At 67.8% G+C, this 22,982-nt stretch carries 16 protein-coding genes; 3 read left to right on the top strand and 13 right to left on the bottom strand.

The window, feature by feature from the left end; genetic code table 11:
• Nucleotides 1-140: 140 nt before the first annotated feature.
• The 12 genes from acnA to BFAL_RS00710 form a co-directional block, all read right to left on the bottom strand.
• Nucleotides 141-2,843, bottom strand: a complete 2,703-nt coding sequence (acnA, locus tag BFAL_RS00765; protein WP_055426538.1) for an aconitate hydratase AcnA — start codon at nt 2,841-2,843, stop codon at nt 141-143.
• Between the two features lie 130 nt (nt 2,844-2,973).
• A complete protein-coding gene (locus BFAL_RS00760) occupies nt 2,974-5,490 on the bottom strand; it encodes an HAD-IC family P-type ATPase (protein WP_055426581.1) in 2,517 nt (838 codons plus the stop codon).
• A gap of 203 nt (nt 5,491-5,693) precedes the next feature.
• Nucleotides 5,694-6,299 (bottom strand): type 1 periplasmic-binding domain-containing protein, encoded by a 606-nt coding sequence (locus BFAL_RS00755; protein WP_055426537.1) that lies wholly within the window; start codon nt 6,297-6,299, stop codon nt 5,694-5,696.
• Entirely contained in the window at nt 6,296-7,564 is a 1,269-nt protein-coding gene (locus BFAL_RS00750) for a class I SAM-dependent RNA methyltransferase (protein WP_055426536.1), read from the bottom strand. Before BFAL_RS00750 ends, BFAL_RS00755 begins: the two co-directional genes overlap by 4 nt.
• Nucleotides 7,565-7,628: 64 nt before the next feature.
• Nucleotides 7,629-8,381, bottom strand: coding sequence for a DUF3159 domain-containing protein (locus tag BFAL_RS00745; protein ID WP_055426535.1), 753 nt, complete (start codon nt 8,379-8,381; stop codon nt 7,629-7,631).
• A 1-nt stretch (nt 8,382) separates the two neighbouring features.
• Nucleotides 8,383-9,246 carry a DUF3710 domain-containing protein gene (locus BFAL_RS00740; RefSeq protein WP_055426534.1) on the bottom strand — a complete coding sequence of 288 codons (864 nt, stop codon included), beginning with the start codon at nt 9,244-9,246 and terminating at the stop codon, nt 8,383-8,385.
• 79 nt (nt 9,247-9,325) lie between these two features.
• Nucleotides 9,326-10,183, bottom strand: coding sequence for an exodeoxyribonuclease III (locus BFAL_RS00735; protein ID WP_055426533.1), 858 nt, complete (start codon nt 10,181-10,183; stop codon nt 9,326-9,328).
• A 144-nt stretch (nt 10,184-10,327) separates the two neighbouring features.
• The gene (locus tag BFAL_RS00730; RefSeq protein ID WP_055426532.1) at nt 10,328-12,343 is read right to left on the bottom strand and encodes a dipeptide ABC transporter ATP-binding protein; all 2,016 of its coding nucleotides are present in this window, start codon (nt 12,341-12,343) and stop codon (nt 10,328-10,330) included.
• A gap of 19 nt (nt 12,344-12,362) precedes the next feature.
• Nucleotides 12,363-13,334 (bottom strand): ABC transporter permease, encoded by a 972-nt coding sequence (locus BFAL_RS00725; protein WP_055426531.1) that lies wholly within the window; start codon nt 13,332-13,334, stop codon nt 12,363-12,365.
• A 19-nt stretch (nt 13,335-13,353) separates the two neighbouring features.
• Nucleotides 13,354-14,280 (bottom strand): ABC transporter permease, encoded by a 927-nt coding sequence (locus BFAL_RS00720; RefSeq protein WP_055426530.1) that lies wholly within the window; start codon nt 14,278-14,280, stop codon nt 13,354-13,356.
• A 289-nt stretch (nt 14,281-14,569) separates the two neighbouring features.
• Complete coding sequence (locus tag BFAL_RS00715) at nt 14,570-16,207, bottom strand: peptide ABC transporter substrate-binding protein (protein ID WP_055426529.1); 1,638 nt, start codon at nt 16,205-16,207, stop codon at nt 14,570-14,572.
• A gap of 278 nt (nt 16,208-16,485) precedes the next feature.
• On the bottom strand, nt 16,486-17,520 hold the full coding sequence (locus tag BFAL_RS00710; RefSeq protein ID WP_055426528.1) for a tyrosine recombinase XerC: 1,035 nt from the start codon (nt 17,518-17,520) through the stop codon (nt 16,486-16,488).
• A gap of 134 nt (nt 17,521-17,654) precedes the next feature.
• Between BFAL_RS00710 and BFAL_RS00705 the strand changes: the two genes are divergently transcribed.
• The 3 genes from BFAL_RS00705 to BFAL_RS00695 all read left to right on the top strand — a co-directional run bounded on the left by BFAL_RS00705 (nt 17,655) and on the right by BFAL_RS00695 (nt 21,801).
• On the top strand, nt 17,655-18,458 hold the full coding sequence (locus tag BFAL_RS00705) for an ABC transporter ATP-binding protein (RefSeq protein ID WP_055426527.1): 804 nt from the start codon (nt 17,655-17,657) through the stop codon (nt 18,456-18,458).
• Nucleotides 18,455-21,343: an ABC transporter permease gene (locus tag BFAL_RS00700; protein WP_055426526.1), complete on the top strand. Its 2,889-nt coding sequence runs from the start codon at nt 18,455-18,457 to the stop codon at nt 21,341-21,343. The genes BFAL_RS00705 and BFAL_RS00700 overlap by 4 nt, the downstream gene beginning before the upstream one ends.
• 206 nt (nt 21,344-21,549) lie before the next feature.
• Nucleotides 21,550-21,801: a DUF6725 family protein gene (locus BFAL_RS00695; protein WP_055426525.1), complete on the top strand. Its 252-nt coding sequence runs from the start codon at nt 21,550-21,552 to the stop codon at nt 21,799-21,801.
• Nucleotides 21,802-21,880: 79 nt separating this feature from the next.
• Here the strand turns inward: BFAL_RS00695 and BFAL_RS00690 are convergent, their stop codons facing one another.
• Nucleotides 21,881-22,960: a prephenate dehydrogenase gene (locus BFAL_RS00690; RefSeq protein WP_055426580.1), complete on the bottom strand. Its 1,080-nt coding sequence runs from the start codon at nt 22,958-22,960 to the stop codon at nt 21,881-21,883.
• Nucleotides 22,961-22,982: the final 22 nt, after the last annotated feature.

Genomic DNA, 22,982 nt, shown 5'->3' with positions numbered 1-22,982 from the left:
ACCCTGCGGGACTGCGACGATCCTTTCATATATGTGTGATGCCCGTCCCTCCATCAGGAAGGACGGGCATCACAATATACGGCCATGGACCGTGCGTCGTCGTGCCGCGCGTTGCGCACGACGCGACGACGCCGTGCGGACTACTTGCGCATGAGGTTCCTCAGCACGTACTGGAGGATGCCGCCGTTGCGGTAGTAGTCGGCCTCGCCGGGCGTGTCGATGCGCACGACCGCGTCGAAGGAGACCGTCGTGCCGTCCGTCTTCGTGGCGGTGACATGCACGGTCTTCGGCGTTTCGCCGGCGTTGAGCCTCTCGATGCCGTCGATGTCGTACGTCTCGGTACCGTCGAGCCCCAGCGACGTGTACGATTCACCCTCCGGGAACTGCAGCGGCAGCACGCCCATGCCGATGAGGTTGGAACGGTGGATGCGCTCGAAGCTCTCGGTGATCACGGCCTTGACGCCCAGCATGAGCGTGCCCTTCGCGGCCCAGTCGCGCGAGGAGCCGGTGCCGTACTCCTTGCCGGCGAGCACCACGAGCGGCGTGCCGGCGGCCTTGTAGTTCAGGGACGCCTCGAAGATCGTGGACGGCTTGCCGGTGGTGAAGTCGTAGGTGAAGCCGCCGGGCGTGACCTCGTTGCCGGTGGAGGCGAGCAGCTGGTTGCGCAGGCGGATGTTGCCGAACGTGCCGCGCACCATGATCTCATGGTTGCCGCGGCGCGACCCGTAGGAGTTGAAGTTCTTCGGCTCCACGCCGCGTTCGGTCAGATACTTGCCGGCCGGGCTGGACGCCTTGAACGCGCCGGCCGGGGAGATGTGGTCGGTGGTGACCGAATCGCCGAGCAGCGCGAGCACGCGGGCGCCGTGGATGTCGGCGACCGGATCCGGTTCGGCGTTCATGCCGTCGAAGAAGGTCTGGCGGCGCACGTACGTGGACTTCGGATCCCAGGCGAACAGTTCGCCCTCCGGCACGTCGAGGCCCTTCCAGCGGCGGTCGCCCTCGAACACGGAGGCGTAGTCCTTGAGGAACATCTCGCGGCTCACCGTGCCGTTCACCACGGCGGCGACCTCCTCGTTGGTGGGCCAGATGTCCTTGAGGAACACATCGTTGCCGTCCTTGTCGACGCCCAGCGGCTGGGACTCGAAGTCGAAGTCCATCGTGCCGGCGAGCGCGTACGCGATGACGAGCGGCGGCGAGGCGAGGTAGTTCATCTTGACGTCCGGGCTGATACGGCCTTCGAAGTTGCGGTTGCCGGACAGGACCGCGGTGACGGTCATGTCGTTGGCGTTGATGGCCTCGCTGATCTCGGGCAGGAGCGGGCCGGAGTTGCCGATGCAGGTGGCGCAGCCGAAGCCGACGAGCTGGTAGCCGAGCGCGTCGAGGTCGTCCTGGAGGCCGGCGGCCTTGAGGTAGTCGGCGACGACCTGCGATCCGGGCGCGAGCGAAGTCTTCACCCACGGCTTGGGGGTGAGGCCCTTGGCGTGCGCGTTGCGGGCAATGAGACCGGCCGCGATCATGACGGACGGGTTGGAGGTGTTCGTGCAGGAGGTGATGGACGCGATGGCCACGTCGCCGTTGGCGAGTTCGAAGTCGCCGCGGAACGAGGTGGAGACGGGCACCGGCTCCTTGACGGTCTTCTCGGTCTCGTACTGGGGCAGCGTCTCCTCGAACGTGCGCTTCGCCTCGGCGAGCGTGATGCGGTCCTGCGGGCGCTTCGGGCCGGCGATGGACGGCACGACGTCGCCCAGGTCGAGCTCCATGTATTCGGAGTATTCCGGCTCGACGTAGTCGGGGTCCTTGGCGTCGCCCCACAGCTTGTTGGCTTTCGCGTACGCTTCGACGAGCGCGACCTGTTCCTCGGAGCGGCCGGTCAGGCGCAGGTAGTCGAGGGTGACGTCGTCGATGGGGAAGATGCCGCAGGTGGAGCCGAATTCGGGGCTCATGTTGCCGATGGTGGCGCGGTTGGCGAGCGGTACGGAGGCGATGCCCTCGCCGTAGAATTCGACGAACTTGCCGACGACGCCGTGCTTGCGGAGCATGTCGGTGATGGTGAGGACCACGTCGGTGGCGGTCACGCCCTCGGGGATCGAGCCGGTGAGCTTGAAGCCGACGACGCGCGGCACGAGCATGGAGATCGGCTGTCCGAGCATGGCGGCCTCGGCCTCGATGCCGCCGACGCCCCAGCCGAGCACGCCGAGGCCGTTTTCGGTGGTGGTGTGCGAGTCGGTGCCGACGCACGAGTCGAGGTAGGCGAGCTGGCGGCCGCGCTCCCCAGCCTTCGTCATGACGACTTTGGCGAGGTATTCGATGTTGACCTGGTGGATGATGCCGGTTCCCGGCGGCACGACGCGGAAGTTGCGGAACGCCTGCTGGCCCCAGCGCAGGAACTGGTAGCGTTCGCCGTTGCGCTGGTATTCGATGTCCATGTTGAGTTCGACGGCGTTGGCGAGCGCGTACTTGTCGATCTGCACGGAGTGGTCGATGACCATGTCGGACTGGACCTGCGGGTTGATGACCTCCGGGTCGCCGCCGAGCTGCTTGACGGCGTCTCGCATGGTGGCGAGGTCGACGATGCAGGGCACGCCGGTGAAGTCCTGCATGACGACGCGCGACGGTGTGAACTGGATCTCGTGGCTGGGCGCGGCGTTCGGGTCCCAGCCGAGCAGCGCCTTGACGTGCTCGTCGGTGATGTTGGCGCCGTCGATGTTGCGCACGAGGTTCTCGACGAGCACCTTGAGCGAGTAGGGCAGGTGATCGACGCCGTCGAGGTCGGCGATCGTGTAGTAGTCGTACTCCTTGCCGGCGGCGTGTAGCGTCGCCAGTTGGTCGTCACGTAGGGACATGCTTCCTCCGAATCATTGGACCGGCTTGTTGCCGCCGATTATCCACTCGGAATGGTACGGGAACGTAACTTTTTCTCTGGCGTGTCGGCTTGAAACGTGAGACAATGCGTCGCCCGTCGCGACGCTGCGCTCAATGCCGCGCCGGCCGCTCCGGTCGGCGCCGCAGATGCCGTTCGACGAATGTGCGCGTGACCCACGGCACGAGGAACAGGCATACGGCGAAGATCGCCGACGCGCCGGCGAGCGCGACGAGCGTGGGCGCGACCATCGCGCCGGTGGGCACGATGAGCGCGAAGAAGCGCGCCACGAACGGGATGAACATGCCGATGACGCCGGCGGATGCGAAGACGGCGACGAGCGCGCCGCGCCAGCCGTTGAGCGGCCGGGCGACGCGGGCGAGCACGAACACGCCCATGACGAACAGGATGATCGCCTCGGTGGCGCGCAGGGCGGCGAGGTCCGCGGCCGATCCGGTGATGTCCCAGCCCATGATGCCGGGCAGGCACCATGCGCATGCGAGCACGGACAGCGCGGTGGCCACGCCGCCGGGCAACGCGAAGCGGACGACGCGTGTGAGGAAGCCGGGGACGTAGCGGCGCGTGTTGGGCGCGAGCGCGAGGATGAACGCGGGCATGCCGATGGTGAGCGCGCCGATGTACGTGATGTGGCGCGGCAGGTACGGGTAGGGCATGCCCGTGAGCACGACGCCGAGGGAGATGAGCGCCGAATACACGGTCTTGACGAGGAACAGACCGGCGACGCGTTCCATGTTGGCCATGACCTGCCGGCCGCGCGCCACCACGTCGGGCAGATGGGAGAACTTCGAGTCGACGAGCACGACCTGCGCGACGGCTTTGGTGGCGGGCGCCGCGTTGCCCATCGCGATGCCGAGGTCGGCCTCCTTCAATGCGAGCGCGTCGTTGACGCCGTCGCCGGTCATCGCGACCGTGTAGCCGCGTGCGTGCAGCGCGTCGACGATGAGCTTCTTCTGGTCGGGCAGGACGCGGCCGACGACGTCCACGTCCTCGAGCATGCGTCCGAGCGCGTTCACGTCGTCGGGCAGGTCGCGAGCGTCGACGCAGTTCAGTTCGCGGTCGCCGGCGAGCCGGACTTTGCGCGCGATCGCGCCGACGGTGGTGGGATTGTCGCCGGAGATGACGCGGCATCGCACGCCCTGCTCACGGAACCATGCGAGCGTCGAGGCCGCGTCGGAACGAATGTTCTCGGAGCACAGGACGAGCGCGACGGGACGCGCGGACGGGTCGGGCGCGAGCTCCGTTTCGCCGTCGCCGCGCGGCGCACGCGCGATGAGGAGCACGCGCGCGCCGTCGCCGGCGTACTCGCCGACTTGGTCCAGCAACGCCGTGTGATCGCCTTCGATCGCGGACAGGAGTACCTCGGGCGCGCCGAGATACCAGGTTTCGCCGTTGGCGCGCCTCTCGCCGGCGCCGGTTGCGCCGCCGTACGTGATGGCGCTCCACTTGCGCGCGGAGGAGAACGGCGTGCGTTCCTCGACGGCGCCGGGGCCGTAGCCGTGCGCGCCGAGACCGGCGAGCACGGCCCGGCCCGTGCCGTTCGGCTGCTCCTCGTCCGCGAGATCGTACAACGCCTGTTCCACACGACGCCGCATGCCCGCGTCGGCGGTGTGCGGATCACCGTCCGCCGCGTCGTCGACGATGACGACGCGGTCGAACGCGATGCCGCCGTCGGTGATCGTGCCGGTCTTGTCGAGGTTGAGACAGTCGACGCGTGCGAGCGTCTCCACCGATTCGAGCTCCTGGACGAGGGTCTCGTGGCGTGCGAGTCGCATCGCGGCGACGGCGAAGTTGAGCGACGTGAGCAGCACGAGTCCTTCCGGAATCATGCCGACGACGCCGGCGACGGCGGAGACGACGGCCTGTCGCCACGCGCCGGTGGCGAGCGCCGCATCCCAGCCGCCGACCGTGCGGATCTGGGAGAGGATGAGCAGCACGCAGAGGGGCACGACGAGGAACGTCATGAACTTGAGGATCGTGTTGATGCCCCGGCTCAGGTCGGACACGGTCTTCGTGTACACCTTCGCCTTCGCGGTGAGCGACGCCGCATAGGAGTGCGCGCCGACCGCGGTGACGCGCGCCAGCGCGAGCCCCGAGACGGCGGTGGAACCGGAGTACACGTCGTCGCCCGGCTGCTTGCGTACGGTGCGCGATTCGCCGGTAAGCATCGACTCGTCGGTCTCCAAGCCCCATGATGCGACGATTTCGGCGTCGGCGGGCACCTGTTCGCCGGCACGCACCCACAGCAGGTCGTCCATGACGATGCCGTCGTGCGGCACGGTCACGTCATGGCCGTCGCGATGCACGAGATAGTCGGCGGCGACGAGGATGGACAGACGGTCGAGCGTGCGTTTCGCCTTGAGCTCGGTGACGATGCCGATGCCCGTGTTGATGATGATGACGAAACCGAAGACCGCGTCACGCCATGACCCGGTGGCGAGCACGAGCAGCATGGCCGCGAGGATGATGCCGTTGAACAGGGTGAACACGTTCGCGCGCACGATGTCCTTCACCGACCGGGACGTGGAGGTCCTCACCTTGTTGGAGGCTCCGGCCTCCACGCGGGCCCGCACTTCTTCCGCGGTGAGACCGGCCTGCGATACCGCCGGCATGTGCGGGACGGGGGTGCCGGACTCGGAGGCCGGGCCGCTCCGGGAGACGGGAGAATCCACCGGCTGTCCGGCTGCGGATGAGGTCGTGTCTGCGGTTGCGCTCATGCCACTACCCTACCGCGTCGCTTCACCCCTCATGCCGCAAACGTCTGCGTCACGCCAAGCCCTGCACGACAACGAAGCGCTACGCGGCGCGCCGGGTCTTATCGGACGGTGGTGACGGTGATCTCGCGATCGTGGGGCAGGTCGTTGAGGACGGTCATGGCAGCGTCGTCGATGGGCGTCGCTTCGGCGTCGCGGTCGTTGAGCACAAGCGTCGCGGCGTACAGGGTCTCGTCGTCGGGCGCATGCACCGGATCGAGCAGCGCGACCGGAATCCCCGCCTCACGGGCGTCGCGCAGCGCATCGTCCCAGCCCTGCACGTCCGTGGAGACGTCGAGGTCGCTGATGACGACGAGACTCACGACGCGCGAGACCATGTCACGCACGCCCTGCTGGCCGCGCGCGGCGGCACCCGCCTCGCCGCCGTCCTTCACGGAACGGTACACGGTCTCGATGCTGGCGTCGGCGAGCGCGTCGAGCACCGCGGAGTCCGCGGTCGCCTGCACGGAACCGACGAGACCGATCAGCGCGTCGTCGCGCACCGTGCCGACGTGCTCGACCGGCGACGGCTCACGCCCCTGCGTGTCGCCGACGGCCGTGCCGCGCGGCGCGCATGCGGCCGAAGCGGCCAGCATGACGGCGCAGACGGTGGCGGCGCCGGCGCGCGTGAACGTGACGAGCCGTCGCATGCGGCCCGTCACGTTCACGCCGCCTCCGCGGTGCGGCGGAACAGGGCGACCGTCTCGACGTGATGGGTCATCGGGTAGATGTCGTAGGCGCGCACGTCGGCCAGCTCGTAGCCGAGGCCGCGCAATGTGCCCGTGTCGCGCGCGAGCGACGCGGGATCGCACGCGATGTAGATGACGGAGCGTGCGCCGGATTCGGCCATCTGACGGCAGACCTTCGCACGGGCGCCGGCGCGCGGCGGGTCGAGGACGATAAGGTCGGGACGCGCGAGGTCGGCCGGCACGTTGGCGAGCGTGCGCGCGACGTCGCCGCAGCGCACGTCCACTTCGGACAATCCCATGCGACGCAGGTTGCGCTGCTGGCTTTTGACCGCGTCACGGCCGCCTTCGACGCTGAACATGCGCGTGCGCTGCGCGAGCAGCGTCGCCAACGGCAGCGTGAACAGGCCGGAACCGGAGTAGAGGTCCCAAGCGACGGTGTTGGAACGGCCGTCGAGCTCGCGGCGTGCCAGTTCGATGACGTGGTTCGCCAAGGCGACCGGCGCTTCGCGGTGCACCTGCCAGAAGCCGTTCGCGTCCACCTCATAGGTGAAGTCGCGTCCGGCGACGGTGACCTGCTCGTTGAGCGTGCGCACGCCGGCGGTGAGCTTGCCGTCGACGAGAACCGCATGGTTGCCGCGGATGGCGACGCCGCGCGGCTCCGGGACGGACAGGCGGATCTGCGCGCCCGGCGTGAAGCCGCCGTCCCACAGGCGCTGTTCGTCGGCGACGGCGAGGAGCGCCTTCGTGGCGAGCGGCATCGTGTCGAGGGGCACACGCACATGGGTGCCGCGGCGGCGCATCGACGGGCGCCCCTCCTCGTCGGCGATCATCTCGATGCGGGTGCGCCAGTGCAGACCTCCCAACGCCTCGTCGCCTTCGGCGCGTTCGACGGGGACCTCCACGTCGACGTGCCCGAGACGGCGCATCTGTTCGGCCACGGACTCGGCCTTCCACCGTAGCTGGCCGGGCAGGGAGACGTGCACGAGGTCGGCGCCGCCGACGCCGCCGCCCATGGCAAGCGGGCCCGCGAGCGGCCACGCGGGGTCGACGCGATCGGCGCTCGCCTCGATGACCTCGGTGACCTCGCCGGTCCAGAACCGGTCGTCGCGGTCATGCGGCTCGTCGAGCGTGACGCGCGCGAGTTCGCCGGGCAGGGCGAAGCGGACGAAGACGACGCGCCCGTCGATATGGGCGACGCAGCGGCCCTGGTCGGCGTAGCGTTCAATGCGGACTTCGGCTTCCATGGATTCCTTTTCGGTTCGATGGGACGGATGGGGACGGTGGTCGTCGTGCGGTGCACGGCGGATGTCAGGAGCGGCCGTCCGATGCGGCTGCGTCCGGCGAGTCGTCCGTCGCTGCCTTCGCCGCCGCGGCTGCCTTGTGCCGGTGCAGAGGCGTGGCGATGACGAGATAGCTCACCCAGATGGCCAACGCCCAGAACGGGATGCCCATGAGCAGACGCGTCACGCCGAGCGCGGCCACATGGTCGGTCAGGTACAGCGGCACCTGCACGACGAGACGCAACGCGAACAGCCCGAGCCACAGGCCGGTGATGATCGTATAGGCGCGCTTCAACGGCTTGTCGTCCATCCAACCGTGGAACCAGGTCTTGAAACGCTCGGTGGGCATCTGGCGGATGAACTCGATGACGAGTCCGAGGCCGGGCACGCGCACCGCGAGCGAGATGGCGAGCAGCACCGCGTACACGGCGTTCGTGATGAAGCCCATCATGTAGTAGTTGCGCGCCTCATGGCTCTTCCACGCCCACACCAGGCAGATGCCCACGGCGATCAGGCCGCTCAGCGCGCCCATGACGGACTGCCGCTGCACGAGGCGCGCGAGAACCTGGACGACGGCCAGCGCCGCCGATACGGCGATGGTGAGGTTCAAGTCGCTCGTCGCGATGAACAGCACGACGAACACCACGCCGGGCAGCATCGACTCGACGACGCCCCTCGGGCCGCCGATCGCCTCGATGACGGAGAAGTCCGCATCGTCGCCGCCGGCCTGGGCGAGCGCGCCGAGGCCGGTGCGTTTCCTCTCGTTGCGTTGATCGGCCAATTCAGCGGACTTCGGAGAACATGGGGCCGCGCGAGAGCGTGGTCTTGACTTCGGTCTGCTGGTCCTGGCTCAGCGGGCCTTCCGGGCGGGTCGGCACGTCCTTGAGATGCTCCTTGCCTTCCGGCTGCTCCTCGCCTTCGGCGGCGGCCTTCGCGGCCTTGCGCTCGGCCGGACCGACCGGCGGGTGCATGGGGATGAGGTCGCGAGGCGCCAGCGGTTCGTCGCCGCGTTCGACGACGATGCCGGCGAAGAAGCCGTTGAGCGCCTTGGTCTCCTCGGCGTCCGGGTCGACGGCGGCCACGCCGGAGAAGATGCCGCGCAGCATCCAACGCGGGCCGTCCACGCCGATGATGCGCGTGGTGACGGTCTTGCCGCCCTTGATCTCGACGGGCAGCTTGATCTCGGTGCCGAACACGCCGTCGACGGCGGTGGCCTTCTTGTTGGCGGCGAGGAAGTCCTCACGCCAGTCCTCCCACAGGCCGAGCGTCTTCGGCGCGGCGTACGCCTCGATCTCCAGGCTGGAGTTCTTGTACGTGATCGTGGAACCGAGGATGGCGCGCGTGGCGCGGTTCGCCTTGATGCGCAGCTCGATGTGCTGCATGAACGGCAGGTAGTAGGCGCCCAGATCGAGGTAGTCGTCGTAGTCGGGCACGTCCTCGTCGTTCACATCCCACGGGCCGCGCTCCTCGCCGCGCCCCTCGTATGCATCGCTCGCCTCGGGCAGGGCCGCCGCGGCGGTCTTCTCGGCGGACTCGCTGTCCGCCTTGGCGGCGGCGTTGGCGGCCTTGGCGGCCTTCACGTCCTCGTCCTCGACGGGCTTGGCATCCGCCTGATCCTTCTTCCTGCCGAATCCGAACAATCCCATGGTTCCTCATTTCTGATGCTACGGTTGCAACCCTGTCAAGACTAACACCTAATCCCGCGACCGGAAGGCCGCCGACCGCTCACACGTCGTAGCGGATGGTCAGCGGCGCGTGGTCGGACCATCGCGCCTCGTAGGTCGGCGCCTTGTCGATGACGAAGCCGCGCGCCGTCTCGGCGAGCTCCGGCGTGGCGAACTGGTAGTCGATGCGCCAGCCGACGTTGTTGTCGAAGGCGCGGCCGCGCTGGCTCCACCACGTGTACGGTCCCTGGATGTCGCCGGCGAGGTCGCGCATCACGTCGACGAACTCGTACTCCCCCAGCCAGCGGTCCACGTAGGCGCGCTCTTCGGGCAGGAATCCGGCATGCTTGACGTTGCCCTTCGCGTTCTTGATGTCGAGCGGCGTGTGCGCGATGTTGAAGTCGCCGCACAGCACCGCCTGACGCCCGCCGTGCGCGGCCTCGTCACGCAGCTCGCCCATGCGCGTGAGCATCGCGTCGAGGAACCGGTACTTCTGCGCCATCTTCGTCTCGTCGTCCGCGTTGCCGGCATGCACGTACACGCACACGACGGTGAGCGTGTAGCCCTGCGGGGTCCTCACATCAGTCTCGATCCAACGGCCGGAGTCGACGTCCTCGTCGAGCCCCGGCAGACCGTGGCGCACGTCCGTGGTTTCAAGATCCGTGAGCAGACCCACGCCGGCGCGCCCCTTGACGCGGCACACCTCGTTGACGCGCGTGAGCGAGGCCGGCGCCTCGACGCGGCCCGCTTCGGCGTAGTCGGCGGCGAACCCGTCGAAGATGGCGTCGACGTCCGGCTGCGGGGCGCGCACCTCCTGCATGCACCACACGTCGGGCGTGTTCGCACGGGCCCACGCGTCGACGCCTTTGCGCATGGCCGCGCGGATGCCGTTCATATTCGATGTCGTGATGGAGATCATGCGGTTCACTATACGCCACCGGATGCGCGACGGATGCCGCCCGATACGGACGAGGCGGTCGATACGGAAGAGGCCCCTTCCGTGCGGACACGGAAGGGGCCTCGATGACGCGGAATGGACGGCGCGCATGCGCCGAGCCGTGCGTCAGTCCAGTCCGAGCTTGAGCTTGCCGCCCGGAATCGCGTCGAGCAGGTCGCGGGTGTACTGCATCTTCGGGTGGTTGAACACCTCGTCGGTGGTGGCGTGCTCGACGAGCCTGCCGTGCTGCATCACCACGACCTCGTCGGCGATCTGACGCACGACGGCCAGATCGTGGGTGATGAACAGGTAGCTCAGGCCCTTTTCGGCCTGCAGGTCGTTGAGCAGGCGCAGCACCTGGTCCTGCACGAGCACGTCGAGGGCGGAGACCGCCTCGTCGCACACGATGACGTCGGGGTTGAGGGCCATGGCGCGCGCGATGGCGATGCGCTGGCGCTGACCGCCGGACAGCTCGTTCGGGTAGCGGGTCATCACGGATTCGGGCAGTTCGACCATGTCGAGCAGCTCGCGCACGCGCTTGGCGCGGCTCACCTTGTCGCCGATGCCGTGGATGCGCAGCGGCTCCTCGATGGACCGGTAGATCGAGTACATCGGGTCGAGCGAGCCGTACGGGTTCTGGAAGACCGGCTGCACGTGGCGGCGGAACTCAAGCAGCTTCGCGCCCTTGAAGGAGGCGATGTCCTCGCCCTCGTAGAACGCCTTGCCGGAGGTCGGTTCGAGCAGCTTCAGCACCATGTTCGCCACGGTGGACTTGCCGGAGCCGGATTCGCCGACGATGGCCAGCGTGGAGCCGCGCTTGACGGAGAAGGACACGTCGTCGACGGCCTTGAACATCTCCTTCTTGCGCGGGAGCTTGAACTCCTTGGTCAGGTGGTCGACGACGATGACGTTCTCGCTCTTGGCGAGCTTGTCCTCGCCGACGACGTGGTGCTCGAGCAGGGCGTCCGTGTCCTCGCCGCGCTTGCGTGCGGAGATGATGCGCTGCGAGGCGAGCGACGGGGCCGCCGCGACCAGACGCTTCGTGTACGGATGCTGCGGGTGCTGGAGCACTTCGAGCGACGGGCCGGATTCGACGACCTGGCCCTTGTACATCACGACGATGTGCTGGGCGCGCTCGGCGGCGAGCCCCAGATCGTGGGTGATGAACAGCACGGCGGTGCCGAGCGAGTCGGTGAGCTGATGCAGGTGGTCGAGGATCTTCTTCTGCACGGTCACGTCGAGCGCGGAGGTCGGCTCGTCGGCGATGAGCAGATCGGGACGGCACGCCAGACCGATGGCGATGAGCGCGCGCTGGCGCATGCCGCCGGAGAACTCGTGCGGGTACTGGCGGGCGCGCGTGGCGGCGTCGGGCAGACCGGCCTCGGAAAGCAGGCCGGCGATGCGGTCCTCCATCGTGGAGCCGGTGACGTGCTTCTTGGCGATGGCCCACGCCTTGTCGTCGCCCACGCCGGCCTTGATGAGGTCGTCGGCGACACGCCAGCGGGTCTCGGAGCCTGGCACCCACTCGTCCTTGAAGTACTCCATCGACTTGGCCGCCTGTTCGTCGCCCACGCCGGCCTCGGCCAGCGCGGCCTTGGCGGCGTCGAGCAGCGCGGGCAGTTCGGCGGAGCCGATGAAGGTCTCGTCGTCGTTGCCCTTGAGCTCGACGTCGGCCTCCTCGTCGGCCAGGGCGCGCGCGAGGGCGGAGCGCTTCTCGTGCGCCACGTCCATGTTGTTGGCGGTGAGCGCCTCCTTGACCTGCGTGCCGATGCGGTACACGGGGTTCAGGTTGCTCATCGGGTCCTGCGGCACGAGACCCATCTTGTCGCCGCGGAGCTTGTCGAAGTCCTTCGGCTTGAGGCCCGTGAGCTCCTGGCCTTCGAGCTTGATGGAGCCGCCGACCACGTGGCCGGTGCCGGGAAGCAGGCCGAGCACGGCCATGGCGGACGTGGACTTGCCGGAGCCGGATTCGCCCACGATCGCCACCCACTGGCCGGGGTAGACGGAGAAGGAGGCGTTGCGCACCGCATGCACGGCGCGCTTGTCGTCGGTGGTGAAGTCGATGGCGAGATTCTTGACCTCGAGCAGCGGGCCGTGGTCCTTCTGCATCTGCACGATCTTGGCGTCGTTGGTGTTTTCCATAAGTCTTCCTACCTCACTCTCAGGCCGTGCGGCTCTTCGGATCGAGGGCGTCCTTGACGGCGTCGCCCATCATGATGAAGCTCAGCACGGTGATGGCCAGCGCCATGGACGGGTAGAACAGCACCATCGGGTTGGTCATCAGGTTGACCTGCGCCTGGGAGATGTCGCCGCCCCAGCTCACCGTCGTGGTCGGCAGGCCGACGCCGAGGAAGCTCAGCGTCGCCTCGGAGACGATGAACGAACCGAGTGACGTGGTGCCGATGACGATGATCGGCGCCAGGGCGTTCGGGATGATGTGGCTGAACAGGTTGCGCATCGGCGTGGAGCCGAGCGCGGTGGAGGCGGTGTTGAACTCGAGGTTCTTGGCCTCCAGCACCGAGCCTCGCGCGATGCGGGCGGTGGACACCCAGCCGAACAGGGCGAGCACGAGCACGACCTTCCAGATGGAGCCGGAGGTGCGGAACATCTGCAGGACGACGATGGCGCCCAGCAGGAACGGGATCGAGTAGAAGATGTCGATGATGCGGCTGAGCAGCGCGTCGACCCAACCGCCGCAGAAGCCGGCGACGGCGCCGATCAGCGTGCCGATGATGACGACGATGATCGTGGTCAGCAGGCCCACGGACAGCGAGGTCCTCGTGCCGTAGACGGTGCGGGCGAACACGTCGCAGCCCTGGAAGTCGTAGCCGAACGGGTGGCCCGCCTCGGAAGGCTCGAGCGAGTTGTCGAGGTTGCAGTAGTTCGGGTCCACCTTGGTGAACACGCCCGGGAACAGCGCCACGAAGACGATGAACACGATGAGCAGTCCGGAGACGATGAACAGCGGGTTCTTGCGCAGCGTGCGCCACGCGTCGGACCACATGCTGGCGGCGGGCGCGGACTCGTCCACCTTGTCGACGTCCTGCAGCGGGGTCTCCTCGATGGGGGCGACGTAGCGCTCCTGGCCGGGCAACGTCTCGTATGCGGCGGAGGTCTTGGTTTCGTCGGTCATAATCTCGTTCCTCCTTGGCTCACTCGTAGCGGATGCGCGGGTCGAGCGCCGCGTACAGCATGTCGACGATGAGGTTGCAGATCACGAACACGAGCAGCAGCAACGTGACGATGGAGACCACGAGGTTGCCTTCGCCCTTGAGGATGCTCTGGTAGGTGAGGAAGCCGACGCCGTGGATGTTGAAGATCTGCTCGGTGATCATGGCGCCGCCCATGAGGGCGCCGAGATCCTGGCCGAGGTACGTGACGACGGGGATCAGCGAGTTGCGCAGCACGTGGCGCACCATGACCGATCCGTTGGACATGCCCTTGGCGCGCGCGGTGCGCACGTAGTCCTCGGCGATGTTGGAGGACACTTCGGAACGGGTCAGTCGGATGATGTACGCCATGGAGACCGAGCCCAGCACCATCGCGGGGAACAGCAGCTCGGTGAAGGTCGGGTTCGCGCTGGCCGTCACCGGGATGAGGCTCCACTGCACGCCGAGGAAGTACTGGCCGGCGAAGCCGGTGACGAACGTCGGCACGGAGATGAGCAGCAGGGAGACGATGAGGATCACCGAGTCGTACCACTTGCCCTTCTTGAGGCCGGAGATGATGCCGAACACCACGCCGAAGATCGCCTCGAAGCAGAACGCCATGACCGCCAGCTTGATGGTGACGGGGAACGCGCGGCCGATCTCGTCGATGACCGGCTGGCCCGCGAACGTGTTGCCGAAGTCCAGGGTGAACGCGTTCCTGAGGAACAGCAGGTACTGGATGATGAACGGCTTGTCGAGGTTGTATTCGGCGCGGATCTGGGCGGCGACCGCTTCATTGACCGGCTTGTCACCGAACATCGCCTTGACCGGATCGCCCGGCAGCGCGAAGACGAGAGCATAGACCAGCAGCGTCGCACCGAGAACCACGGGAATCATCTGCAGGATACGTCGCAGAAGATATTTGCCCATCGGTTTCTCCTTGTGTCACGGACCTGCCTGCGTCGGCTCGGACGCCCCCTGCGGGTGCGGATAGCCGTCTCGGCCGGTCGTTGAGTACCCCGTTAGTTTACCCCACGTACAGACACGATTGTTTCACAGCAGTGAATCCCGGCTGGGAACCGTCCGCAACGACACGGCATCACCCTCCTCCGAAGGCCGATTCCGTTGCGTGAATACGGCAAGGGGGATGGAATCCGAACGGATTCCATCCCCCTTTTGCCGGGTTTCGCCGGGAGGGCGATTCAGGCGGGCGTTACGCTCACTTGGTCAGCTCCTCGTAGACCGGCAGGTTCTGCCAGTTCATCTCGAAGCCCTTGACGTTGGTGCTCGCGACGCCGTCGGCGTTGGAGTAGTACAGCGGGATGGCCGGCAGATCGTTGAGCAGGATCTCCTGGGACTGCTGGTAGATCTTGTTGGCGGCATCCGTGGAGGTGGCGGCGTAGGCCTCGTCCATCAGCTTGTCGAACTCGGCGTTCTTGTAGTCGCCGTCGTTGGAGCCGTTGCCGTCTGCGGCGGCGGAGGCGTACAGCTGGAACAGGTAGTTCTCCGGGGACGGGTAGTCCGGCTGCCAGCCGGTGCGGAAGGCGCCCTTGATCTGACGGTTGGTGACCGCGTCACGGAACTCCTGGAAGGTCGGCATCGGGTTGGTGGCGACGTCGATGCCCAGGTTGTTCTTCAGCTGGTTGACGATGGCGTCGTAGATCGGCTTGGCGCCGCCGTCGGCGTTGTAGGCGAAGGTGAGCTGGCCGTCGTACTTGGAGATGGCGTCGGCCTTGGCCCACAGCTCCTTGGCCTTGGAGGCGTTGAACTTGAGGTTGTCGGAGCCCTTGATGGAGTCGGAGTAGCCCGGGGTGAGCGGGGAGGTGAACTCGGTGGCCGGGGTGGCGATGCCGCCGAGGACCTTGTCCGTCAGCTGCTCGCGGTTGATGGCCATGGAGATGGCCTGGCGGCGCAGCTGGCCTTCCTCGGTGTTGGTCTGGAAGTGCTCGAGGTTGGACGGGATGGTGAAGGTCTGGGAGACGGAGCCGGCCTTGTTGTAGGCCTGGACCTTCGGATCCTTCTGGAAGGTCTTGGTGGCGGAGGCCGGGACGGACTCCATCACGTCGAGGTTGCCGGCCTGGATGTCGGCGTAGGCGGCCTTGTCGTCGGTGTAGACCTTGAAGGTCACGCCGTCGTTCTTCGCCACGTCATTGCCCTTGTAGTCGGGGTTCTTGACGAGCTGGATCTCCTTGTTGTGGTCCCAGGACTTGAACTTGTACGGGCCGTTGCCGACCGGGGCCTCGCCGAAGGCCTTCGGGTCCTTGTAGAAGGATTCGGGCAGCGGGGCGAACGCGAGGTAGCCGACCTTGATCGGGAAGGTGGCGTCCGGCTGGGACATGGCCACGGTGAAGGTGTGGTCGTCCACGACCTTGAGGCCGGAGAGCTGCTCGGTGCCCTTCAGGGAGTCGGCGTTCTGCAGGTCGTCGTAGCCCTTGATGGTGGAGAAGAAGGAGGTGCCCTTCTGTGCGTTCTTGGCGTTGGCGGTGTAGCTCCAGGCCTTGGTGAAGGATTCGGCGGTCACCGGGGTGCCGTCGGTGAACTTCCAGCCGTCCTTGAGCTTGATGGTGTACTGGGTGGCGTCGTCGTTCGGCTCGATGGACTCGGCGACCTCGTTGGAGGCGTTGCCCTTGGCGTCGAAGGAGACGAGGCGGGCGAACAGCAGGTCGCCCGGCTTGCCGCCGCCGGTCTCGTTGGTGTTGCCCGGAATGAGCGGGTTCTGCGGCTCGGAGTTGTATGCGGTGATGATGTTGCTGCCGGAAGTGGCCGCAGAGCTGTCGTTGCTGCTCGAACCGCAGCCCGCCAGCATGGTCGCGGCGGCGCACACGGCCGCGGCGATCGCGAAGGCTTTCTTCTTCATATGGTTTCTCCTGTTTCATCCGGACGCGGGGGTTCCGCATCCTGCCTAGCGAAGGGGGCCGACGGCCTGTGGCCAGCCGACCCCCTTGCTGAACTCGACCCATTGTGCCGCAGATTCAAGACGACGTGTTACCGAATTGCAAATGTTCCGTGAACACCGCTGCGGGAAAGCCGTGGGAATTCCACCGCTTTCGGCGCACGTCGCATGTTCCTCCCGCCCGTCTCACAGTACGGACGTATACGGGGCACCGCCGGCCGCCTGCGCCGGAGCGCACCGCCTCAGGCGCGCGGGAACGCCTGCGCGTACCGGGCCTTGAGCTGTTCGATGGAGACGTGCGTGTAGCGCTGCGTGGTCCTGAGCGAGGAATGGCCGAGCATCTCCTGCACCTCACGCAGGTCCGCTCCCCCGTCGAGCAGGTGCGTCGCTGCGGAGTGGCGCAGCGCGTGCGGCGAGATGTCCGGCACGCCGGCGGCCGCGGCCGCCTCGTGCACGGTCTTCCTTGCGACGCGCTGGTCGAGCCTGCCGCCGCGCAAGCCGAGGAACAGCGCTCCCGCCGCGTCGCCATGCGCGGACGCCGCCGCGCCCCCGCCGCGCCCGTTACGCCCATCGCGAACAGCGCGGGCGCCGCGCGCCGCGGCCAGCACGGGGCGGCCCCGCCCGATCCATGATTCCAGCGCACGCGCCGCCGGAAGCCCGAACGGCACGACACGTTGTTTGTTCCCCTTGCCGGTGACCCTCACGGTGCGGTTGGAGAAATCCACGTCGCGCACGTCGAGCCCCACGAGTTCCGCGACGCGGATGCCGGTGGCGTACAGCAGCTCCAATATCGCGGCGTCGCGCAGACGCACCGCCTGCGCGGTCCGGTCTTCGCCGCGGCGCGGCATGCCCGCTCCGGCTCCTTCCCCGCCGACCGCCGATCCGCCGGATGACGCCCGCCGGTCGACCGTGTCCATGAGCCGTTCCGCCTGCGCCTCGGTGAGCACGGCGGGCAGGGTGTCCGGAATCTTCGGCGTCATCAGCGCGGCCGCGGGGTCGACGGCCGTCACGCCGTGCTCCTGCGCCCACGCGAAGAACCCCCGCACGGCGACGGTCATGCGCGCCATGCTGGAGCGCGCGTGGGAACGGGATTCGGCGGCCATCCATGCGCGCAGGTCGTCGACCGTCGTCTCGCGCAGGTCTTCCACCCCCATGGCCTCCAACGTGCGCAGGCATCCGGCGACGTCCGCGCCGTACGCCCTGAGCGTGTTCGCGCCCAGTCCCCGGTTCGCCTTGAGATACCCGAGGAACGCCCGCAATTGGTCATCGAAGCGCATACCGTTCCTTTCGCCAGCACCGTCTTCGGATAGACTATAACCGTTTTCACTTCATGTCGGACGGGGGCATCATGGCACGGCATTCCGCCAAATCGGTCGCACGGATGGAACGCTTCGGAAACACTGGGGGAACGATGGCGGGGCGCGCGGGCACCGACCCGGGGACGGCGGGCGACGCGGTCGTGGCGCGTGCGATCGATCTGACGAAGACGTACGGCGACGCCGACGCGCGGGTGACGGCGCTCGACCATGTCGACGTCGATTTCGCCCGTGGCGAGATGACCGCGATCATGGGACCCTCCGGCTCCGGCAAGTCGACGCTCATGCACTGCATGGCCGGACTCGACGCCCCCACCTCCGGCCGGGTCGTCGTCGAGGGGCTGGAGGTCTCCTCGATGAGCCAGCGCCAGCTGACGAAGCTGCGCCGCGACCAGATCGGCTTCATCTTCCAGTCGTTCAATCTGGTGCCCACGCTCACCGCGGAGGAGAACATCCTCCTGCCGCTGCAGATCGCGAAACGCCCCATCGACCGCGCGTGGTTCGACAAGGTCGTCGACGTGGTGGGGCTGCGGCCGCGCCTGAAGCACCGTCCGAGCCAGCTGTCCGGCGGGCAGCAGCAGCGCGTCGCCTGCGCGCGCGCCATCATGGCGCGGCCCTCGGTGATCTTCGCTGACGAGCCGACCGGCAACCTCGACTCGCGCTCCAGCCGCGAGGTGCTCGGGTTCCTCAAGGATTCGGTGCATGACTACGGCCAGACCATCGTCATGGTCACGCACGACCCACGCGCCGCCTCGTATGCGGACCGCGTGCTCGTGCTCGCCGACGGGCGCATCATCCGCGACCTGAAGCACCCCACCTATGATCGGATCCTCGCCGAATTCGCCACCGAGGGCGACGCGGGGGACGCCGCGGGCACGAAGGCGCGGGCCGACGCATGATCCGCATCGGCCTGCGCGACGCCCGCGCGCACTTCCCCCGCTTCATCATGTCGATCATCGCCATCGCGCTCGGCGTGTCGTTCGTGGTCGGCTCGTTCTGCTTCCGCGCGATGATGAACGACCAGGTCGACCAGATGCTCGGCTCGAACACCGACCACGACGTATACGTGCGCGGTTCCACGGAACGCGAGGACGACGCGGATGCGGCCGCGTCCTCCGGCTCCGACGGCTCCTCCTCGATGAAGACGTACAACGACATCGACGTCTCACTCGCCACGACGATCGCCAAGGTGAGGGGCGTGAAGACCGCCGAGGTCACGTATTCGGTCAGCGGCGCGCTCGTGCTCGTCGCCAAGGACGGCAACGCGGTCTCCACGATAGGATCGCCGACGATGGGCATCGGATTGGAGAACGGCACCTGGCGTTCCGCGCACCTGACCGAGGGGCGATGGGCGCGGGACCGCCACGAAGTGGCCCTGCACGCCTTCGCCGCCGAGACCGCCGGTCTCAAGGTCGGAGACACCACGAAACTCGTCTACCCGAGCGGGCCGGAGGACGTGAAGGTCGTCGGCGTATTCGACACGGACGTCTCCCAGGCGGGCGCCATCATCATCGGACTGGCGCCGAACGTCGCGAAGGAGCTCGAGGAGGAGCAGAGCGGAGAGATCGGCGTCACCCGGTACATCGGCGTCTATGGCTCGGCGAACGGCGGCGCTCCGCTATCGGCCGAGCAGCAGCGCGAACTCGCCGATCGGGTGGAACGCGCGCTGCCAAGCGGCTCGAAGGCCCATGCGATCACCGGCGACCAGCTGCGCGACGAATATTCGCAGTCCCTCAAGGACCAACTCGGGTTCATCCAACCGCTGATTCTCATCTTCGCGGTGATCGCGCTGTTCGTCGGCTCGTTCATCATCGCGAACACGTTCTCGATGATCGTGCGTGAATCGATGCGCGGCTACGCGCTGCTGCGCTCGGTGGGCGCCTCCCCCTTCCAGGTCTTCTCGACGGTCATCGTGCAGGCGCTGCTGCTCGGCCTGGTCGGCTCGGGCGCGGGCATCGCGCTCGGCTGGGGCATGGTCAGGCTCATCGTCGCCGGCATGGCGCGGATGGGCACGCCGATGACGGGCGCCGCCGACCCGGGCCCGGCCGACATGGCCGCCGGCCTGCTCGTCGGCATCGTCGTCACACTCATCGGCGCCGCATTGCCGGCTCGCAGGGCCGCCACCGCGCCGCCCATCCAGGCGATGAACGAGACCGTCAACCCGGAGCGTCCGGTGTGGCCGCGCGGCGTGGCGGGCATCGTCATGATCGCGCTCGGCGCGGCGAGCTGGACGTTCTGCGTCGCCATCGCGAACGCTGGCGACGGCGAGCCCCCCACCCCGCTGCCGTTCCTCAACGATCTGGCCTCACGCTGGGGCGTCGGCTGGCCGCTCGGCGTGGGCGCGGGCCTCATCGTCATCGGCGTGATCGTGCTCGCCCCCGCGCTGGTGGGTCCGGCCGGCGCGGTGCTCGGCTGGATTCCCGCGCACGTGTTCACCGTCACCGGGCGTCTCGCCACGCGCAATCTGGCGCGGCAGAAGCGGCGCACCGCGAACACGGCGGCGGCGCTGTTCGTCGGAGTGGCGATCGTCAGCTGTCTGGGCGTGGTGGCCTCCTCCGCGAAGGCGTCCGTCGCCGGCATCGTCGACAGCGGTCTCAAATCCGATTTCTCGGTGATGTCCGCGTCGTCCGGGCGCATCCCCGACGATGCGATCAAGGCCATCGAAGACGTCCGCGGCGTCGGATCGGTCTCGAAGAGCCGCATGCTCATGGGCGTTACCTACGGCTCCGGCGACGACAAGGATTCGGCGATGACGTTCGCCGAACAGCCTTCGCTGTTCACGAAGGTGTTCGCGCCGGTCACGAACTCCGGAAACGCCGACAAGGCGCTGCGCACGGGCGAGCTCGTCGTGGGCCTCACCGTCGCCCAGGACAACGGATGGCAGATCGGTGACACGGTCACCGTGAACGGCAAGCGTGTCGTCGTCGACGAGGAGGCGACGGCCAAGGCGCAGGCCGACTATCAGGCGCAGGTCCAGTCGCAGGCGGCCGCATTGCAGTCGGAGGCGCAGCGGCTCGCCGCCTCAGGCGACGTGGCGGGCGCTCAGGCTAAGGCCGCCGAAGCGCAGAAGACGGTCGAGGACGCGAAGAACGTGGACCCGGCCACCCTGGTGCGCACGAAGACCGAGACCACGCACGTCAAGGTGCGGGTCGGCGCCATCATCGAGAACTCCATCTACCGTTCGATGGTGCTGATGAACGACGATCTGGCCGGCAAGGTGAACAACGAGAACACGATGTTCACTATCATGCTGTTCGTCAACGCGCAGGAGGGCGCGGACGTGGCGGCGCTGAAACGTCGTCTCGTCGACGCCGTCAAACCGTTCTACGTCGTCAACGTGCAGGACCGCGACGAATTCAAATCCACGATGGGCACGATGGTCGACCAGATCCTCGTGATCCTGTACGCGCTGCTCGCCCTGTCCATCGTGATCGCGGTGTTCGGCATCGTGAACACGCTGGCGTTGAGCGTGTCGGAACGTACGCGCGAGATCGGCCTGCTGCGCGCGATCGGCACGTCCCGGGCGCAGGTGCGAGGCATGCTTGCCATCGAGGCGTCGCTGATCGCCGTGCTCGGCACGCTGCTCGGCGTCGTCACGGGCGTGGCAGCCGGAGCGGTCATCCGTCTCGTATACGCGTCGAACGGATTGGAACGGCTGTCGATACCTTGGGACCAGCTGGGCGAGTTCCTCGTCGCCTCGATCGTCGTCGGCGTCGTGGCGGCGCTGCCGCCGGCGCGCCGCGCGCTCAAGGTGCCGGTGCTCGACGCGGTCGCCACGGACTGACGCGATTCCGCCGAACTCGATTCCGCCGAGCATGGTGTTTCCGGCATGGTTCCACTGGGAGTTCCCGGTTTCGTGCCCGGCATGCCGCGCCACACGCGCGTACAGTGGTCTCTACCGGGCAGTGGGGCCCGGCCGACGTTCGTCTGCGGGAGCGTTTCCGGCGCGAACGTTCAGAATGGTCAGTCGTGCATGGGAAAGGATGAGACATGGCATTGCCGAAGGAGATTCCGAACGGCGCGCGCGTGGTCGTGCGCGTCATCGAAGGGGTGGACCCCGCCGACGGGCGCACCAAGTTCCGCGATTATGTGGGCCATGTGCTCGGCTGGGACGGGCGCACGCTGGAACTGTCGCGCGACGCGGCCGCGAACGGTTCGCGCCCGCAGCAGTTCGTGGCCATCGACGCGGACACGATCGCCACGTTGAAGCCGGTGCCGGAACGGCCGAAGCCGCGTCCGTAGCGGGGTACGGCGGGCCGGCGTCGAGTTGAGCCTGGCTCGTCCGACCATGTCGGACGCCTGACCGTCAGGCCATCCGACGTCAGACGGCCGACCGCATCTCGACACGCACGGCGTGCTCGCCGGTGAACGCGACGACGTGTTCGCCGCGACGCGCGGATGCCAGCAGAAGCTCACGCCAGTCATCGATGCCGTACGAGAATTCCCGGGTGTCGTGCGCCGGCGCGGGCGTCGCCGGCGCACGGCCACGCGCCTTGTAGTCGCGGAACGACTGCCCTTCAGTGAAGAAGGCAAGCATGCCGCCACGCGCATGGCCGCGCACGGCCTCGCTGCGCGCACGGCCGTCGCGCAGCAGGTCCGCCGCGTCGAGCAGACGTGCGGCCATATCGCGCAGCAGCCGTTCGACGTTCTCGGCGTCCTCCTCGACCATCGCGCGCGTGCGGTCCGGATCGGTGAGGGCGACGCGCGTCATGTCGCGCCAGCTGCCGGCCGCCAGCGCGGCGGCGATGTTGCGGTCCGGATCGGCGACGAGCGTGTTGATCATCGCGGTGGCGACGACGTGCGGCATGTGGCTGATGAGCGCGGCCGCCCTGTCATGCGTCTCATCGTCGAGGACGATCACGCGGTCGCCGACGCCCTCGACGATGAGACGGGCGACGGTGAGGAACCGCCGGTAGTCGGTGCCGGGAGTGACGGTGATGGCCCACAGGGCGTCGTCGTAGAGGTGGGGATCGGCGGCCTCCCAGCCGGACAGTTCGTTGCCGGCCATCGGATGCGCGCCCACGTAGCATTCCCCGAGCCCCGCGGCCTCGACCTGGTCGCGCACCATGCCCTTGACGCTGCCGACGTCGGTGAGCGTGATGCCGGGCGCCGCAGCGAGCAACGGCTTGAGTTCGCCGAGAATCGCGGGCATCGCCTTGAGCGGATTGCACAGGACGATGACGTCCGGCGCCGCCGTGACCAGATCGGCGAGCGTCTCCACGCAGCGGATGCCGTCGCGTTCGGCCGTCTCGTACGGGTGCGGACGATGGTTCCACGCGATGACGGCGACGCCCCTGCCCACAAGCCGGCGCGCGAGGGACCCGCCGATGAGTCCGAGACCGACGATGCCGACGAGGCGCGGCGCCGCACCATCGGGACGGGGCCCCTCTCCCCCCGTCATGACGTCTTGTGCCAATATGCCG

This window comes from Bifidobacterium aesculapii (assembly GCF_001417815.1).
GTDB lineage: Bacteria > Actinomycetota > Actinomycetes > Actinomycetales > Bifidobacteriaceae > Bifidobacterium > Bifidobacterium aesculapii.
The sequence above is the reverse complement of the archived record's forward strand: the minus strand, read 5'-3'. Positions and strand labels throughout refer to the sequence as shown.